This window comes from Chitinophaga qingshengii, from assembly GCF_014529935.1.
Taxonomy (GTDB): domain Bacteria; phylum Bacteroidota; class Bacteroidia; order Chitinophagales; family Chitinophagaceae; genus Chitinophaga; species Chitinophaga qingshengii.
In genome coordinates this window covers 3,565,840-3,583,722 of the sequence record NZ_JACVFC010000001.1, presented here as the reverse complement: position 1 = coordinate 3,583,722, position 17,883 = coordinate 3,565,840, and the positions used below count along the sequence as shown (strand labels likewise).

Genomic DNA, 17,883 nt, shown 5'->3' with positions numbered 1-17,883 from the left:
TATGTGAATAGGATAATTCGTCAAATGCTACCATACAAAGATTCCTCCGGAAGCCGGTGGAAATCGACGGTTGGCATAACAGGCCTTGCCTTTCAGCAACAGCCAGCCCATGATATCTTTCTATTGTTGATAGGGTTTTGCATTCATACCAAAAGAAAGTTGCACAGGGACGAAGTATCCAAAATACACATTTCCACGCACAACTATTAACTTCCTATTGTGGCGGTTAAAAACATTTCTCCACTGGCTGGCGCCAGGCCATCTTTCCTGTTGGAGAAATACAACGCCTTTAATTGTGCCGGCAAAATAATGGAAACATTGTTCAACCCGCTTGCAGTGGCCAGTTCGGTTAACTGTTCAGGCGTAAAGAAACTGACAAACGGATTACCGGAAGCCTTCGCACCTTTCATAGATGCTTGCTGCAGCTGCAGGTCTTCTTCTTCCAGTAATTCCTGCGGTAGCAGAAACGTGATGGCTACTTTTGTGCCGGGCGCCATAGCAGCCACCTGCCGGAGCATCTGGCTGATAGCTTCCTTACTCAGGTAGAGGGTTACGCCTGTACAAACAATAACTGCCGGAATGGTTTGATTGAATCCTGCTTCCAGTAAGCTATCCCACCAGGATTGTCCTCTTTCAAAATCAACCCCGACAAAATGCAGACCGGAGGAAATCGTATAGCCGTTATCGATAAGCCGCTGCCGTTTCCAGGCGAGGGTACCGGGTTCATCAATTTCAAAGATCTGCAAACGGGCCGCCATGTCAGGATGCCGTTGCGCAAAAGTATCCAGACCGGCGCCCAGGATGACGTACTGTGTGATGCCATTATCTGCTTCCCGGACCATCAGGTCTTCAATGAAACGGGCCCTGGCCACCATAGCGGCACGTACCCGCCGGGAGAAAACCGGGTCCATATCAGGCCGTTGCTGCCATCCTTCTTCCGGAGCAATGAGTTGCAGGCCTGTTGTATCTTCCAGGATATGTGGCGCCGCATCCAGCTGAACATGAAGCGCTCGCCAAAGGGCAGTCCGCACGGCGGTTGAGTTAGGTGGTTGCATGTTGTTATTGTTTTGAACGTAAACCAATAATGTTGCCTTCCGTGTCTTCTATCAGCGCAATAAATCCCGCCTCGCCGATATTGACCTTGGGTTGTAATATTTTTCCGCCTGCCGCTGTAACCCGGCTTAATTCGGTATTTATCTCCTTCGTATCGAAATATATCAGTGTACCGCCGGGACCGGGATTTACCTTGTCCAGTTTTACCAGCGCTCCCATGCTGCCGCTCCCTTCTTCATTGCCGGGGAAAACGGCGTAGTCCATATGAGCATGTCGCTCGCTGTGCATGGGGATGGCAGTTAATTCGACTTCAAAAACGGTAGTATAAAATTGTTTGGCCCTGTTGAAGTCGGCAGCATAAATTTCAAACCAATTCACGGTGTTTTTCATCTTGTATATATTTTTTATATAGATAGATGATGTAAAATTAGCCGGCTATACAGACCTGAAATTGTAAAAACCCGACAGCGGTCAGGAAGACCATTCCGCGAAGTTGGGTAACTGCTCATGAGCCTTACGGAGAAAGTGTTTGGGCGAAGCGCCTGCGAATAATTGAAACTCTTTTATAAAATGCGCCTGGTCGAAATATTGTTGCAGATGAGCTACGGCTGTCAGTGATCCGAAGTTGGATTGCCGGATCAGCTCCAGTGTTGATTGAAAACGACAGATACGCGCGTACATTTTGGGTGTAACACCGATATGATGTTTGAAATAACGTTCCAGTGTCCGCTCCGAAACATGGAGCGCTGATTGCACCTGCGGCAGGGTTTTCCCCTGTTGCAATAATTGTATCGCCCATCCGGCTTTTCCGTCGGAGCGGTGGTTTTTTTTAAGTCGTTGTATAAAGAAGCGTTCCAGCAGCTGCACCTTTTGTTCAAAGGTGGTCGCGTATAACAATTGTTCTTCCAGGGAAGTGCGCATCAGTTCATCCAGCCCAATGAATTGATTGGTGAGATCGTGTGTGGTAATAGGAAAGATATCTGTCAGTATGGCTGACTGGAAGCTGACGCCCACGTTCAAAAACGTACCCTTTACCTGCATATTGGCGTACTGTGTTTTAGGGCCGTAGAGAAACAGACTGGGTAATTGTTGGTGATAGTGGTCCCGAAAAGCTTCCGGATGTTGCTGGAAGATCATCCCGGGAATGCCATCTGTCATTATTTTGAAGGATTTTTCTTCAGCAGTGTTGGAACGGCTTTCCAGCATCCAAAAATAGCGGATGTATTTTTTCAGCGGCTGAATAGGATATAAAAGCCTGAAATTCATGGTAATCCCGTTTCACTTTTAGGTAAGTGAAGATACATAAAATGCAGCGGGGAACAGGCATAAATATCCCTGTCCGGAAGATGGATATTTTCAGAAAAACAAACCACCTCCCGGAGCCGGGATAACATTGTTAAGAAATTACAGGTTACCAGGTCTTAACAGCAGGTATGACCGGGAGTAGCGGTACAATCTGTAGGACGTTGTGTTCCTGTAGTGCCGCAACGGGGTAATGCTGTAACACCGCCAGCCAGCTTGGCTTGCTCGTCAACAGAGAGTTCTGTAATAGTGAATTTGTTGAGGATCAGTTTCGGGCTCAATACGGGTTTTTTCTTTTTCATGTTGTTTTGGATTTTGAGTGATTAAAAGAAAAGCGGGATGGTTAACACGTGAAACCAGGTTATTTGAGTTTTTTTATTGGGTTATAAGGTGCTACAAGTATAGTATCTCTAATTTACTAAGTAAGTTTGAAAAAACAAAACCATTTATACGTTTATGCACGTACGAATAACACCCGAGGTGTAACTATGTGGCACCGGTGTCCGTTTTATAGCTGTTATCAACCAAAAAATCCCCTCCATGAAACGTTCATTGTTATGGCTACTGCTGGTTGTTGGCAGTATAAGCTGTAAAAAGAATAAAGATACTTCGCTGAATGATCTTGCCGGCACCTGGGAATACCAAAAGTCCGACGGCGCGTGTACAACCCTGGGTTGGACGCCTGTTACCACGACATACCATTTTCTCGATAATAACTATGCATGGTATGAAGGGGGAAAGTTAATACGCAACGGCATTTTTTCAATAGAACCAAATGTGAAAGATCCGGCGGGAAAAACCTGTAGCAAACTCATTTTTGACAATAGACCGGATAGCGCAGCGGCCTATTATGAGTGGAAAGGAAATGAACTGGTGATCAGACAATTTGGGTTATCCTGCGGCGTGGATCGTTACTTCAAAAGAGTTAATTAAATACGAGCCTGCTGCCATAGCGGCAGGCTCGTATAGATCTAGTTGTAATCAGCCAAACGCACGGCAAATACAACCCTGTTATCCTGCCCGTATTTCGCGGTTTCATATTCAGTCAGGTTCCAGAGATATCCGGTAGTAGTATCGCGGAAGAGGTCTTCTGCACCGTGAGGCCAGCGGTAACGCGTGCCTGCTGTGGTACCATCGTTATAACGTACCAGGCGCGCGGTTGAACCCAGGTAGGAACTGTTGCCGGTGGTGGTCATAAACGTTTTGCTGCCGGCTCTGAAAACACCTTGTATCCCGTATACATGGCCACTGTCGTTATCAATAGGTGTGATCACGGTCGGTTGCGTAGTGGTGCTTACTTGTCCGGCTGTATTGACCGGAAAACCGAAAACTTGTGGGGTAGCGGCAGCATCTGTAAGATACTGGGAAGTCCAGAGGTATTTATCGGCTGGTGTAGCGCCTTCGCCCAGCTCTATGCAGGAAAAGGGTTTGGCATTGGTGATCTTGTAATACCCCGTCTGTGGCAGGATGTAAGCGTAGTTAAACGCTTTCAGATCGCCATTGCTCTCCTGGCCGATACGTGTTTCGGAGGTATCACCGGCAGTTGATACGAACGTGTTGAGATCAAATACACGAATACCCAGGTTGGTATCGGCGACATAAATCTTGCCGGCATAATAGGCTACGCCACCTGCGTGAATGGTAACCGGACAAAATGAGCCCAGCTGGGTATATGGATTAGAAGCCTTGTACAGCGCAGCTTTGGACATGTTAGCGACATTCTGCACCAGCAGGATATGCCGGTAGGTGATGCTGGACATATTAGTGATATCTACCAGCGAAACACGCACGCCTTTATGTTGATTGTTAATTCCCGCGATGGTACCGGGATCTACCCCATACCAGGTTACCAGCAAAAACTTTTTACCACCCCAGGAAAATCCGGTAATACCCTGCGGACGCCATTCCTGTGTTTGTTCATCACCACTGTTCCATTTGAAACCGGTGACCTGGTTGGCCGCCGGAATATTAAACCCGTACACGGTGTTGTAACCACTGGTAGATGCTGCCCGGTTGAGATTCAGCTGATCCGGCGTATTAAATCCATAAGCAGCTAAACTGCTGACGAAGCCGCTCTCGTCTGTATAGGTAACGGTGCTGGCAGCCAGTGGAGCACCACTCACGGTCTGCATTTGTTTTTGAGTATCGGCGGGTACCGCCTTGTCTGCCATGTTTTTATGGCAGGCAGCCAGGCAAATGGACAACGCCAGTGGAAGATGATAAGCTTGTAGCTTCATAGGATGTGACATTTAAATGGTTGAAAAGAAATATTATAAAACGCTGCAAAACTAAAGCGGCAGGGAGGTAAGTCGTGGAACTTATCAGGAAGTTAATGATAACTTCACATTTTTGCAAGACCCCAAACAATCAGCTTTCGGGAATGTTATGCTTTCATCACTCCTCATCCGTTAAAGAAGATGTTACAACACAAAATATCCTGTTGTACGGTTTGTATGAACCGGACCATGCACCTGAAAGAAACCCTGCAAAGAAACATACAGGATAACGCCGGATACAGCCCATTGGAATTTGTATTGCTGAATTACGGTTCCGCTGATGATCTCCACGAATGGGTACAAAACACGCTGGGTAGTTATATCGCCTCCGGCAGGCTCGTTTATTTTTATAACCCGGAACCGACTTACTTCCATATGAGTCATGCTAAAAACATGGCTTTCCGCCTGGCTTCCGGCGATATCCTTTGCAGCGTGGACGCGGATAACTACACTGGCGCCGGTTTCACGGCGTATGTGAACCGCACTTTCAACGAAGAACCCGCCGGCTTCCTCTCTCCTGCTGGTATTGGTCCGGGGAAAAAATGGTGGGATGTACAGGGACGTATCTGTGTATGGAACGAGGATTTCCACACCCTGCGCGGTTATGATGAGCGGGTAATGGACTACGGCTACGAAGACCAGGACTTTAAAGGCCGGCTGATAGCGCTGGGAAGGAAAAAAATAATCATCCGCGATCCTGTTTATTTGCAGGCTATCCACCATGATGACGCCTTACGCATCGCTTCCGGATTCTCCACTTCAAAAATAAAAGACTTGCTGGTGGGGCATTATTATGAACAAACGTCAGAAGTCATTTGCTTGCGGCATGATTTTACTTTTGAAAGATTTTTTGTCGATCGTGACCTGCTGCATTATGAAAGTACCCAGGCTGATCTTCACCCTAAAAGAAGATATGCGGGTACCTACCAGTTGAGCGATAATAATATCCGGTTGTACCGGGAAAACGGCGCGGCCTATCTGCAATTGACACCGCAAGGCAAGGACATACTGCTCACAAAGGATAACCGCCTCTTTCACCGGGTAACCTCCCCCGCCCTGCTGAACAACTTCCTGCTTCAACGTGCTATCTACCTGGGGCGCCAGGTGTTTTTTCGTAACAGGAAACAACACGCCGGAGTGAATCCGGAAGGTTATGGCCGAGGAAAGGTATATCGTAATTTTTCCGGTGAGGCGTTGTTGCTGCCATAGTAAACAGCTTGTTTTTTCCGTTTTTTTTATAACTTTAGTCATACCTGCGGAAGTAGCTCACCTGGTAGAGCGACAGCTTCCCAAGCTGTAGGTAGCGGGTTCGAGTCCCGTCTTCCGCTCTATTTTACAGATCGTATGCGCGTAAGGGTTACATTTATACCCATGTAATTAAAGTTATCAAAACCATGTCATCGAGAATTGTCAAACAGGTCATCGTTATGCGGAAAGACCTGAATATGCGCAAAGGGAAAATGATCGCACAGGGAGCCCATGCATCTATCGCTTTTCTGACCCGCGAAGCCACTATTGAAGGAACAACTTTACAAACAAGTGTCCGCAATCCGGAAGAGGTACAGGAATGGTTCACCAAAGGATTTACCAAAATATGCCTGTCGGTAGACTCCGAAGAAGAGTTGTTACGCGTTTATCAACAGGCGATTGAAGATGGCCTCAATGCCACTCTGATCACCGATTCCGGGCTGACCGAATTCGGCGGGGTACCTACCCGCACCTGCTGTGCTATCGGACCAAACCTGAATACAGAAATAGACAGGATCACCAAAGACCTGAAACTACTCTAGTACCGGTGACTTTTAGCGGTCAGCATGTCTTCTATGAAGGTGATGGTGTCTATATCCGGCCGCGCGGTGAAAATGCCGTAGTCGCCGTTGTTGCGGATACCGCGTACAAAACAATAGACAACGCCGCCGAAATGTTTATGGTAGTCAAATTCCGGTAACCTGCTTTCTAAGTACTTCTTCACGGCCACGGTATAAATCAGGTATTGCAGGTGATAGTTGTTTTCATTCATCGCCGCTGCCAGCGCTGCGGGCGTATAGTCTGCCGTACTGCCGCCCAGGTAGTTGGATTTCCAGTCGAGAATATAATACCGGTGGTTGTGTTCAAAGAACAGGTCGATTTTACCGTTCATGATACCTTCCAGCTCCTGGTTCCTGTCTTCCGAAAACCGTTTAACCGATACCGTTAGTTCGTTATCTGAAAGCGTATTCAGCATATTGGCCCGGAACAGTGGCACGGGGAAGTCAAACTCCAGCTCTGCCAGACGTTTGTGCTTGCCGACAGATGCCAGCTGGAAGCTGGTTTTGCCTACTTTTATCTGGGTGTGCATCACGTGCTGTAACAGCTGTTGCAGCATGGGAAGATAGATTTCCTCCTGCCCCGGTACAAATCGCGCTATGGCTTCTTTTATCCAGTATTCCCACTGACTGTTGTCGGAGAAGTTCACATTCTCGAATATAAAGTGCAGCAGGTTACCTGTTTTAGCGCCTTTGCGCAGGGTGTTGAAGATGAAGTTATCGTATTCATCTTCCTGCTGGGCACTGCGGATACGGGGCTTCTGCTCCGGTTTGGCCGCGAGCATGGTATAGCTCATTTTACGCCAGTTTTCTTCCTGGAGATAAAAAGATACAGGAGCGTTGCCGGCCTTGCGGGTAGGTAGCTTGCTTTTGCGGTAGGGCTGCTCCGGGGCCTGTGGCAGATCTTCTTTTATGGAGATGAAGGGCGAATGGGGATGGTATACCTCCAGTGCCTTCACGAATTTTGAGAAAGAAGTGTCTTTGAGCTTGGAACTATTATTTCTGAAGAGATAACATTTATATATGGCTCTCGTAATGGCAACGTAGATTAACCGGCGATCTTCCTGTACCTGCTGCTTACGCTGTGCTTCCTGCTGTTCCGGTGTTACCCTGTCTTTTTCGGCATTAATGTAATCGCCGGTGTCAGGGTCTCTGAAGCTAAGGTAGTTATAATTTCCACCCTGGAAATCCAGGTGTGGCGCAAAAACAATGCGGTAATCGAGTCCTTTACTTTTGTGTATGGTAACGATATTCACCGCTTCTTCGTCACTTTCCACCCGTTGAACATATTCATCCCCTTCTACCAGCATGCCATCGATGCCTCTTTTCAGCCAGGCAATCAGGTCACGCATGGATAGGTTTTTGCGGTTTTGTACCTGATGCACCAGCTCCGCCAACTGATAGAGATTGGTAATAATACGCTCCCCATTTTTGGAGTGGTTACCCAGCAACACGTTACGTACATCAAACTCCGCGATGAACTGCATGAGCGCGGTATATGCACCATTGTTCTGCCATTGCCGCTGGTACTCGCCAAAGCGGGTGAGGGACAGCTCATCATCCAGGTTGAGAATATCCTGCACCGTGAAGCCGGTGAAGGGTGATAACAATGCCCGGTTGATGGTAGACCTTTCCGGTGTTTCCATGGCCTCCAGCAGGTACAACACATCAATAGCTTCTGCGGTATTTAATACCTTGGTTTCATCGATGGTGACGGCCGGGATGCCCAACTGGGCCAGCTCCTGCTTGATCATCTTACCCTCTTTACCGGTACGCACGAGAATGCCGATATCGGAGGGAGTGATAGCCCGTTTTTCGTTGCCTTTGATAATTTGATAGGACCGGTCAACCAGCAGTTGAGCCACCTGCGCGGCTACTGCACTGTTGATGGCCTCTTTTTTAGTACTATGGAAAATGGTAATCGGTATTTCTTTTTCTTCCCCGTGATATAAAAAACCTTTACTGTTGTTTTCAGGGGACATCACTTCGAAATACTGGATACTATCTCTTTCTCCTGTAAACTCGAAGGTGTCGAAATCAGCTGTAGGCTTAAAGAAAACGTTCATGGCATCAATCAGGTTCTCCGATGAACGGAAGTTGTGATTCATGCTGTAGAGATGCTGTACACTATTGCGGGCCTCAAAGTAAGTATAGATATCTGCTTTTCGCCAGGCATAAATACTTTGTTTGGGATCGCCGATATAGAACAGAATGGTGTTTTCACCGAAGGCGCGGTTGAAAATTTCGTACTGCTGCCGGTCGGTATCCTGGAATTCATCTATAAAAACCGCCTTGTATTTTTTTTGCAGGTTGTCTACCAAACGTGTGTTTTCCCGTTGTACCAGCGCCTGGTTAAGATGACTGATCAAATCATCATAATTCAGCATATTGCTGTACTGTTTGTATGCTTTTACACCTTCGGCTACTTCCTGTATGGCGAGGTAATTCAATTGGCGGCGGAGCGTGTTTTTATGCTCATCAAATTGTGTGTCAAAAACATTCCGTGCAGCGATCATCTCTACAATTTCCGGAAATAGCTTTTTGACATAATCGGTGCCCTGTTTTTCGTTAACAATCTCTGCAAACTTCTCCGGACTGTCAGCATAGGGAAGGATGTATCTGCGTGCATTGCCATTGCTCTGGCATAATGCCATGAGGCTATCGTAGTTATCCGCGATATAGGCAAGGCGTTTGGTCTCTAATGCTGTTTGCTGCTGTTTTATTTTGTCCAGGTCATCGAGCCAGTCCTGCTGCTGCTCGGGCGAGATCTCATAATGTGCGCCGGATTGATATCCCAGGTATCTTTTACCGTCCAGATGCTCCTTTAAGATCATCTGGATATTATCCCGCATCGACTCCTGCCATATCAGTTGTAATATGGCAGGATGTAGCGTGGTAACATGTTTACGCCAGAACTTATTCAACTCACTTTCGATGATGGGCGTGGTATCCGGCACCATTTCAGCACCGAACAGCTGATCGGTTTCAAAGGCAAACTCGTTCAGTGTTTGCTGGCAAAAGCTGTGGATAGTCAGGATGGCGGTTTCATCGAGCAATAATACGGCATCGCGTAAACGTTGATGGATGGCTGTTGCGCCCCATTGTTCGATGGCCGCCTGTACCAGCGATTCAATTTTTCCGTCCTGTGGGTCCTGGTCCTGGCTCGCAGCATAAGCTTTGCGGACAAACAGCCTGATACGGTCTGCCAGCTCAGCTACTGCCGCCTGCGTGAAGGTTACCATCAGAATATCCTTGATGGAAAGTTGTTTCTCCAGAATCAGCCGCAGTACCAGGATAGCGATGGAATAAGTCTTCCCCGTACCGGCACTGGCTTCAATCAGGTTACTCCCTTCCAGTGGAACGGCTGTTGCATTAAAGTCGTGATATCTTTTCTCCATCATCGTTTACACATAATAATCCGGAAAAATTTCCGCCAGGGGAACAATCAGTAATTCACAAATAAGCTTATAATCGGCCCAAAGGCCTTCCTGGTCAAAAAATCCTTTCTGGTATTCCCGCAGGATATAGTCGTCATTGCAAGTAGGCTTAAACCCGTCAAGACTGGCTTTTATGAGTGTATTAAAAGTCTCTTCGTCCAGTTTTACTACATCCGCCGGAGTCATGCTAAATTCAGGTGAGAACGGTACTATCCGCCCAAAACCAGATTTATAGATGTCCAGTAATGTCTTTAAACGGCTATACGCGATTTCCTTCGATAAGCTGCCGGCGTTAAAAACTGCTTTTTTATTCTTCCCGGAAATAAATTGCAGGCCTGATATCTTGCCGGATGCCACCCCCGCCAGATAGCGGATATAGGCTTCTATGAGATATTTTGTTTCCCCCTTAGACCAGCTTAAGCGCAATAGGCGACCGTTGTAAATATTATCCAGGTTGCCTTTCACCAGGGTGTTATCGATTTCCAGTTCAAATGAATCTTTTTGTTCAACCGCACCGGCAGTACATTGTTCATACAGCTCACGTACCGGTTCCACTTCATCTTCTACCCGCTGAACGGCTACAAACGCCATGTTGTTCAGCGGTAACTGCCCTTTTCTGACCAGTTTTTTCTGTAAAGTACGTTTATCTGCCGTTTCCACCGGAAGTAACTGGGTTTTAACATGCCATTGCTGCAGGCTGTCCAGGCTGAATAATTCGGTATCGCTCAGCAAAATCTGTTCATCATTATAATAAATGCCCAGGACCTTGTTGTAATAAATCTTAAACGGATTTTTAAAGAAGCTGACCAGCTCGTCCAGACTCACCTCACTGAAAGTGGGGGTATCTGTTTTTTTACCTGGTTGAATGATCTTCTTTTCCGTAGGTAATGGATTATTGAGATAACTGTACAGCCGCCCGGTTCCATCGTCGTAACGATGGCTGAATCCCTGCAATGGCTGCTGTGTAATCAGCACTTCCCTGGCGTCTTTTGCATCTCCATCTTCCATACCGGAGATGATATAATCCACCAGCTCATCCACCAGGGCGGAAGGCGGAATTAACGTATTGTCCTTCGCGTTACGACCAACATAACTGATATACAGGTATTGTTGCGCAGATAGTACGGTTTCAAGAAACAGGTGTTTGTCGTTTTCCTTGATGTTACGATCACCACGCTGCCATTGTTTTTCCATCAGGTTGAAGCTGGACTTAATCTCCTTACGCGGGAACTTATCCAAATCAAGGCCCATCAAAGCGACCACCTTAAAGGGAATGCTTCGCATCGGAATCAGGGAGCAGAAAGTGATACCACCGTTAACGAACAACCCCGCTCTTGTAGAGCCGGAGAGCACCTGTAACAGGCTATGACTGAACACTTCAAAGGTAACCGGTTCCTGCAGGTATTCATTCAGCGAATGGTAATCGGTCAGCTGTTTAATCAGCGCATTAAAATCTTCATCAACTTCCTCCTGTTGTTCAAACAGCAGGTTATGTACCAGCTGTTCGGTATATTTCACCCAATCGCCGATGGTGCGTTGCGTTTTCCTTTCTTCGATAGAAGCCATCAGTACTTCCACGAAGTGGCAGAAACGGATGGTTTCATGCGCATCGCTCCCCTCCTGCATATCCAGGGGAAAAAAGCTATCCTCTCCATAACCATATTCTTCCTCCCCACTCATACAAATACCATACATGATACGCTGTATGCCATAACGCCAGCTTACAAAATGGGTTTCTTCCCTTTTGTTGCCTTCGATGCCGAAGCGGATATTAGCGGCTTCCACCACGCTCCGGAGACGAACAGGATCGTTTAGCCCAAAACGTTGACGGGTATATGAAAAATCCAGCAACTGCATTACCGACTCTGCGGTAAAGCTCTCTTCATTCATGATCAGCAGCGCACGCAGGGCGTTGAAGAGGTTGTCGTTGTCGGTATAACTTTCGTCGGCGATTGTGTAGCGGAAGGTATGCGGCGCATTATTGAATACAGCCCGGATATAGGGTGCATAAGCATCGATATTGCTCACCATCACCACTATATCGCGGGGAGACAATGCCTCCTGTCGCCGGTCTACCAGGTGAACCAGGTAGTTATACAGCACCTCTACCTCACGGGCTATCGTATAACAGGAGTTGATAGTAATAGAACCATCTTCGATATCTTCCAGTGAAAGCTGGTGACGGTCTTCAATAGCAGCCATGAAGATATCGTGCTGTATTTTATGTAGCAGGGTATCCGGGATGGGTTCTTCAATGTCTATTTCATCGTAGGCATTGGCGAAGGCGTCGTACTGGAAAAAGAGACCGAAAGTATTCTGTATCACGCGGCCCCAGCCTGTCAGCAGGGCGTTGCCAGGGTTCCAGGGTTCAATTACCGGTTGCTCTTTTCTTCCCTTCTGCCGCCAGCGGGCCAGTTGTTTTTCACTTTTATCATCAAACCAGTAGATGGTAGGGGCAGGGTTGATGATGTGAAAATGTATATCTATATAAGAAGAAAGTTCGTGTAAAATCTTGATGTGATAGGCCGTGATGATGGACAGGCCAAACAAATGCACCGCCGGCATTTTGGACGATAAGCCGGTATGTGGTCCTTTCAGGAAAAGGGTTTCGAGGATATAGTTACCGACCAGCGTTTTATCCGGCAGGGAGCTGCCGGAGACAGCTTTAACCTTGGCCCAGAGCCAGGCTTGCCAGTCGTCGGCTTTCAGTTGGGCAGGATCGGCTTCACTCCATTCTTTGATCATTTCCGGGCGGTATACCTGGTACTGGTCAAATAAGTCAGCTACTTTTTCGGCCAGTCCCATTCGTTTCAGCTCATGTTCACCTTCTCCTTCATTGAAGTAGGTAGCCACTTCGGGGAATTTCTCTGCAAAATCGGCATCTCCCATCAGCTTATACAAAAGCCAGCTGAGGTTTTGCGGCGAGAGTACCTGCGTAAAAGGTCCACCCAGCAACAGGTACAGATGAAACAGCAGATCGTTGGGTTTCATAAACCGGCAGTTGGCTGCGATACCCATTTTATAGGCCAGTTGCAGTTTGAGCCAGTTGTTCATCCCCTCCGTCTGCGTGATGATATAGTGAGGCTGGAACACGCCGTTGCCTGCGGCCTTCAGATCGTTTGAAAGGCCGGCAGCAAGACTATTAAGCGAGTTTGAAACCTTGAGATATAAAGCCATGTTTAATTTCCTGTTTTGACATCCCCTGCCTGTGCCTGGAAGCGGGCGGCAATGCCGGAGGCTCTGGCCACAAAACGTTCTGCTGCAGCGAGGATCACTTCCGCGGTGCCTTGTACGTATACTTTGGTCCGTGCACGGCTGACAGCGGTGTATAATAGTTCTCTTGTCAGGATGGGTACATCGGCCGCATCCGGCAGGATGACCAATACCCGTCCAAATTCCGATCCCTGGCTTTTGTGGATGGTCATAGCAAAAGCCGTTTCTGCCTGGGTGAGATAACCGGGCAGTACCGCTTTCAACTCTCCGTTGCTATCTTCAAACCAGGCCATCGGCACATCGTTTTCATCCGGACGGATGATGCCGGTATCCCCGTTAAACAGACCGTGTTCGTAATAGTTACGGGTAAGGATGATCGGGCGGTTTCTATAGAAATCCCCGGTGATGTTGATTTTGCCGTGATCATGGAGATATTTCTCAATATCCCGGTTGATAGCGTAAAGCCCCTGGGCGCCTTCTCTCACGGCTACCAGTACACGTTGATCGTTGAGTTTACGGAGTGCGGTGCGGGTATCCGTTTCCGTGAGAAACGATTCATACCCTGCGATGAATTGCTCAAACAGCGCAGGGTCGCAGGATTGGTCTATCACCACCTGTTCATCGCTGCCGGCAGGCAGGAAACTACGGATGGCCTGCTGATCGTTCCGGATCAGTGCCTTACTGAATTTACCAATACCGGTGTTACCGGTAAAGCGGTGGCTGCGGCGCAGTTCCACCAGATGTTCAAAGAGCGGGTGTTTTGATGGTGGCTGCTCCTGGGTGGATGGTATTTTACGGCTGTCATCGGTTATAAACCGGTTGATCAGCTGTAGCCTGTCACCGGAGAACATGTTCAGTTTTTCCTGTGCCTGGCACAGGTCGCCGAACAAGCTGCCTGCCTCTACCGATGCCAGCTGGTCTTTATCGCCCAGCAGGATGAGGCGGGTCTGCGGATGGATGGCATCCAGCAGTTTGGCGAAGAGGGCTACGTCTATCATAGAGCACTCATCGATGATGACTACATCATAGGTGAGCGGGTTCTTTTTATTGTAGCGGAAATAGGGACTGTTTTTAATGGATTTGAGCAACCGGTGAATAGTAGACGGACTCAGTTCCTGGAACCTCGCGGCGATGGCCGGTTCTACCGGGATAGTGGTGTTACGGAGGCTCTCCGCCATCCTGGCAGCAGCTTTCCCTGTGGGTGCAGCCAGGGCTACCTTGAGCGTAGGCGCGGTAGCGTACAGGATAGCCAGCAGTTTGGCTACTGTGGTAGTTTTACCGGTACCCGGTCCTCCGGTGATGATAGTGAAATTATTCAACACGCCGGTGATGGCCGCTGCCAGTTGCCAATCGGCCGGATCGTCGCCGTCACGAAGGGCACCGCCGGCAGGAAACAGTTGTTGTATCAATGCCTGCTGTTGTTCCAGCAGTGCAATTCTCTCCGGCAGCAGTTCTTTTTCCGCGGCGAGAAAGTCGTTGATATGTTGTAGGAAACTGGTTTCGTAGCGGTAGTACCGTTGCAGGTACAGCCTGTTTTGAAAGAGTACAAAAGGCTGGGAATCGTTCCCGTTTTTGCCTACCAGGGGGATGCTTGTCAGCGGTGCAGGGCCGTTTTCCCGGATTTCGTAAAATCCAGGCAGGTTTTCCTGTTCGGTGCTGATGCTGTCCAGGTCCAGGCAGATATGTCCCTCACTGAGTTTTTTAGACAGCAGGTAAGCATACGGCTTCAGGACCGGTACTTCGAAGTACTCGGCAAACTGCTGGTGAACATCATTGAGGGTAGTTATATTACGCATGTGGATTTTCGCACTCTTGAAACGTCATCAAAGTACGATTTTTCTGCGTGATGAGGAACGTCCTTTCACGTGATAATTGGTACTTATATGTAGTGGAAATGTCAGTCTTCTTCCGTGACGTTGATTTCGGCCACGCGGCCAACCTGGCCGTCTTCCAGGCGGACTTTAATACCACGGGAGTGGAAGGGTGCAGAAGTCAGGATATCCTGCACGATGCCGTAGGTTCGTTTGCCGGAGCGCTGATCTTTTTTGAGGATGATCGCTACCTCCAGGCCTGGGTATATATCGTTTCGGTTACGTCCGTGCATAGTTGAAAAAATTAGAAAAGAGTCAACCGCAAAGTTAACTCTTTTCTGAAAAACTATTTGCTGATGAAGATCTGCCGGAGCTGATCAATCAGTACGCCGTTGCCGGTCACGCTGATGTTATTGATTTTTTCCGCGATTTTCTCCACGTATTCCATTTCTTTCAGTTTAAACAACATCGGGTTGTCTTCCATCAGCTTGGCGGTGTTCAGCAGGCTCCGGGTGCTGGCGGTTTCTTCCCTTCTCATGATGGTATTGGCCTGCGCTTTTTTCTCCGCTACCAGTACCTGGTTCATGATGTCTTTGATATCGCCCGGCAGGATAATGTCCCGGATACCGAAGCTGGCGATGGCGATCCCCAGGGCTTCTGCATCTTTGCTTACCGCATCGAGCACAAAAGCAGAGATGGCGTCTTTTTTCTCCATCAGTTCGTCGAAGGCCAGGCCTGCGATATATTCTCTCAAAGCCAGCTGGAACAGTACATACAACTGTTTCTCGTAGTCCTTGTTTTCCAACAGGGCTTTTTCGATGTTGTCTACCCTGAACTGTGCCCAGGCGTTGAGCCGCAGTGCCGCTTTGTCTTTAGTCAGGATTTCCTGACCGTTGATTTCCAGCTGCCGCAGCCTGGTATCTACCTTACTTACCAGGATAGAGATGGTATTTCTCCACCAGTAGTAAGTGCCATGGGTGAGGGTGATCTCATATTTACCATCGATCAGCAAGATGGCTTTTTCGTAGTTCTCCACAGTGAAAGATCTCACGAACGGCGCCACTAGTTTATGGTTGAGCGTAGCCCGGTCAATATTTTCCGTGATCTCCACTTTGCTGAGATCAGCTTTTACGAATTTATAATCGATCACATTTTTCCAGAAAGTATATCTCCCGGTAGTGAGCACTTGTTTCAGTAAATCATTTTCGTACACCAGTACGATTTCCGTTTCCTTTACGTCTACGACGTGCAGGGCATCGGCGAGATCTTTATCCTGCAGGAGGATGTTGAGTTCTACCGGTGCGGTGAAAGCGGCGTTGATATCATACACTTTCACATCTTCTCCAAACAGCCAGTAGCTGCCGGTTTTCAACATGCGCTGGTATACGCCCCTTTTGAAGACGAGCCCGATTTCATACGCATTGATAATTACCCTTTTCATTGTTTTTTGTTTTTGGGTGGATGAAAAATAAAAAGCCAGGAGTACTGACCATCCCGTTTTCACGGAAGAGACTTTCACTCCGTAGGTGCGTATCTGTTATAGCGGAAGGAAGGTAACTAAGAGATACGAACGATACGGATTTATACAGCCTTTTGCTGGTGTTGACCGGATTGCAGCTGCGCCCTTTTGACGCGGCTGTGTGGGCATGTAGCCCTGACTTTTTTAAGAGTTGCACTTTTTAAAGAAGTGTGCGCTTCTGAAGGATCTTCAGTCCTTTGCCTGACCGTTTGGCGTAACTCTTGCGAGACGGGAGTCGAACCCATTTTTGTTTCTATTGCTCTACCAAATGAGCTACTGGCTTCATAAAGTCAGAGAGGATTCGAACCCCTTACCCATAGATTTAACTATCACGCATCTGTTTTGCCGCAACAGCATACAACCAGTTACTACCGTTGCACTGTGGGCGCTTGAAAACCCTCACCTGGTTTGCGTACAGAACGATACGTGCTTCCCCGGCGGGGAAGAATTTCTGGCTTGCGCCTGGTGTGAGTGGCAGGATTCGAACCTGCTAAGCCCGGAGGCGATGGTTTTACAGACCATTGCGATACACCGTCATCGCAGCACTAACAAAGAGGGTAAAGGCGAGGAGTCGAACCCGGATCTTCCGAACCACAATCGGACGTTCTACCATTGAACTACCTAAACCATTTTTTCGTTGGCCAGACTGGATTTGAACCAGTAACACACTGCGTATAAGGCAGCTGCTCTTACCGTTGAGCTACAGGCCAGGGATTTTTGGGGCAACAAAAAAACCGGCCATTTTACAACGACCGGTTTTAGATTATTTTCACATGATTGCTCATGCGGATATAATACCGGATCGTATTCGATTAATGACATAGGAGTGCTTACGGCCTTGTGGCTGTATACTGCTATGGTGATGATATATCGTTAGCTTTTTCATGTTTTATGCTAAATAAAAAGCCCCGCAATCTCTTGCAGGGCCTGTGTTATATCGAATTCGTTGATTCAACTATTCTGTAGCATAACATGCCCCGCAACCTTCATAGGCTCTATAGCCTACTGAGCTGATCTTTTGTATATGTATATTCATTGGATGCATGTTTATGATTTTTTTAACAATGCAAAGATGGAGAAATTATTTTAATATCTCCAAAATATTTTTTTAATCCTGATAAGAAGTTGGATTTTTTATTCCTTTAAAAGCGTTGTTGGTACTGTGTTCTGTTGTATTGAAAAATTTTTGTTTTGTATAACGTTATGGGTTATACGTAATTTTATACACTGCGTCTAGTAGCGATAATAACTGATTGTATGTCAATAATAATTGCGCTCTTTCGGTGGTGTTTTCGTAGGTGGTGTCTTCTGCGGATAAGGTTTCCATTAACCATAGGTGCAAGGTTTTTCTTATTTCTTGTAGTGGCATGAGGTCGCAGAAGTGGCGGAGTGCTTTTATAGGATCTGCTTCTTCTGTGGCAGTGAGGTAGGTGAAATGGAAGTTGGAGGGGTTCATGGCAATGGAGT

General features: G+C 47.5%; 14 protein-coding genes and 4 tRNA genes. 4 read left to right on the top strand and 14 right to left on the bottom strand.

The annotated features are described in order from the left end of the window. Positions 1 to 206 precede the first annotated feature (206 nt). The 4 genes from ICL07_RS13960 to ICL07_RS13945 all read right to left on the bottom strand — a co-directional run bounded on the left by ICL07_RS13960 (position 207) and on the right by ICL07_RS13945 (position 2,657). The gene (locus ICL07_RS13960) at positions 207 to 1,055 is read right to left on the bottom strand and encodes a class I SAM-dependent methyltransferase (protein ID WP_188088508.1); all 849 of its coding nucleotides are present in this window, start codon (positions 1,053 to 1,055) and stop codon (positions 207 to 209) included. A gap of 4 nt (positions 1,056 to 1,059) precedes the next feature. Continuing rightward, positions 1,060 to 1,443: a VOC family protein gene (locus ICL07_RS13955; protein ID WP_188088507.1), complete on the bottom strand. Its 384-nt coding sequence runs from the start codon at positions 1,441 to 1,443 to the stop codon at positions 1,060 to 1,062. Between the two features lie 81 nt (positions 1,444 to 1,524). After that, entirely contained in the window at positions 1,525 to 2,319 is a 795-nt protein-coding gene (locus tag ICL07_RS13950) for a helix-turn-helix transcriptional regulator (RefSeq protein ID WP_188088506.1), read from the bottom strand. A 155-nt stretch (positions 2,320 to 2,474) separates the two neighbouring features. Next, positions 2,475 to 2,657 carry a class I lanthipeptide gene (locus ICL07_RS13945; protein ID WP_188088505.1) on the bottom strand — a complete coding sequence of 61 codons (183 nt, stop codon included), beginning with the start codon at positions 2,655 to 2,657 and terminating at the stop codon, positions 2,475 to 2,477. 238 nt (positions 2,658 to 2,895) lie between these two features. On the opposite strand from ICL07_RS13945, the gene ICL07_RS13940 reads away from it, so the two are divergent. Next, positions 2,896 to 3,288: a hypothetical protein gene (locus ICL07_RS13940; RefSeq protein WP_188088504.1), complete on the top strand. Its 393-nt coding sequence runs from the start codon at positions 2,896 to 2,898 to the stop codon at positions 3,286 to 3,288. A gap of 38 nt (positions 3,289 to 3,326) precedes the next feature. Here ICL07_RS13940 and ICL07_RS13935 read toward each other — a convergent pair whose 3' ends face one another. Further along, the gene (locus ICL07_RS13935; protein WP_188088503.1) at positions 3,327 to 4,592 is read right to left on the bottom strand and encodes a hypothetical protein; all 1,266 of its coding nucleotides are present in this window, start codon (positions 4,590 to 4,592) and stop codon (positions 3,327 to 3,329) included. A 180-nt stretch (positions 4,593 to 4,772) separates the two neighbouring features. Between ICL07_RS13935 and ICL07_RS13930 the strand changes: the two genes are divergently transcribed. The 3 genes from ICL07_RS13930 (at position 4,773) to pth2 (ending at position 6,421) form a co-directional block, all read left to right on the top strand. Beyond that, positions 4,773 to 5,840 carry a glycosyltransferase family A protein gene (locus ICL07_RS13930; protein WP_281389545.1) on the top strand — a complete coding sequence of 356 codons (1,068 nt, stop codon included), beginning with the start codon at positions 4,773 to 4,775 and terminating at the stop codon, positions 5,838 to 5,840. 46 nt (positions 5,841 to 5,886) lie between these two features. After that, positions 5,887 to 5,959: transfer RNA gene (locus ICL07_RS13925), tRNA-Gly, on the top strand. Between the two features lie 66 nt (positions 5,960 to 6,025). Next, the gene (gene pth2 / locus ICL07_RS13920; protein ID WP_188088501.1) at positions 6,026 to 6,421 is read left to right on the top strand and encodes an aminoacyl-tRNA hydrolase; all 396 of its coding nucleotides are present in this window, start codon (positions 6,026 to 6,028) and stop codon (positions 6,419 to 6,421) included. Here pth2 and recB read toward each other — a convergent pair. The 9 genes from recB to ICL07_RS13875 form a co-directional block, all read right to left on the bottom strand. Beyond that, on the bottom strand, positions 6,418 to 9,837 hold the full coding sequence (gene recB, locus ICL07_RS13915; RefSeq protein WP_188088500.1) for an exodeoxyribonuclease V subunit beta: 3,420 nt from the start codon (positions 9,835 to 9,837) through the stop codon (positions 6,418 to 6,420). The two genes, pth2 and recB, sit on opposite strands and share 4 nt — an antisense overlap. Before the next feature lie 3 nt (positions 9,838 to 9,840). After that, the gene (gene recC, locus ICL07_RS13910) at positions 9,841 to 13,050 is read right to left on the bottom strand and encodes an exodeoxyribonuclease V subunit gamma (RefSeq protein WP_188088499.1); all 3,210 of its coding nucleotides are present in this window, start codon (positions 13,048 to 13,050) and stop codon (positions 9,841 to 9,843) included. A gap of 2 nt (positions 13,051 to 13,052) precedes the next feature. After that, positions 13,053 to 14,882: an exodeoxyribonuclease V subunit alpha gene (gene recD, locus ICL07_RS13905; protein ID WP_223151832.1), complete on the bottom strand. Its 1,830-nt coding sequence runs from the start codon at positions 14,880 to 14,882 to the stop codon at positions 13,053 to 13,055. Between the two features lie 101 nt (positions 14,883 to 14,983). Further along, positions 14,984 to 15,190: a YwbE family protein gene (locus tag ICL07_RS13900; RefSeq protein ID WP_188088498.1), complete on the bottom strand. Its 207-nt coding sequence runs from the start codon at positions 15,188 to 15,190 to the stop codon at positions 14,984 to 14,986. Positions 15,191 to 15,243: 53 nt separating this feature from the next. Then, on the bottom strand, positions 15,244 to 16,338 hold the full coding sequence (locus tag ICL07_RS13895) for a slipin family protein (protein WP_188088497.1): 1,095 nt from the start codon (positions 16,336 to 16,338) through the stop codon (positions 15,244 to 15,246). Between the two features lie 541 nt (positions 16,339 to 16,879). After that, positions 16,880 to 16,966, bottom strand: a tRNA-Tyr gene (locus ICL07_RS13890). A gap of 7 nt (positions 16,967 to 16,973) precedes the next feature. Then, a tRNA-His gene (locus tag ICL07_RS13885) sits at positions 16,974 to 17,038 on the bottom strand. A 15-nt stretch (positions 17,039 to 17,053) separates the two neighbouring features. Continuing rightward, positions 17,054 to 17,126 (bottom strand) — tRNA-Ile (locus ICL07_RS13880). 491 nt (positions 17,127 to 17,617) lie between these two features. Next, complete coding sequence (locus ICL07_RS13875) at positions 17,618 to 17,872, bottom strand: hypothetical protein (RefSeq protein ID WP_188088496.1); 255 nt, start codon at positions 17,870 to 17,872, stop codon at positions 17,618 to 17,620. Between the last annotated feature and the right edge of the window lie 11 nt (positions 17,873 to 17,883).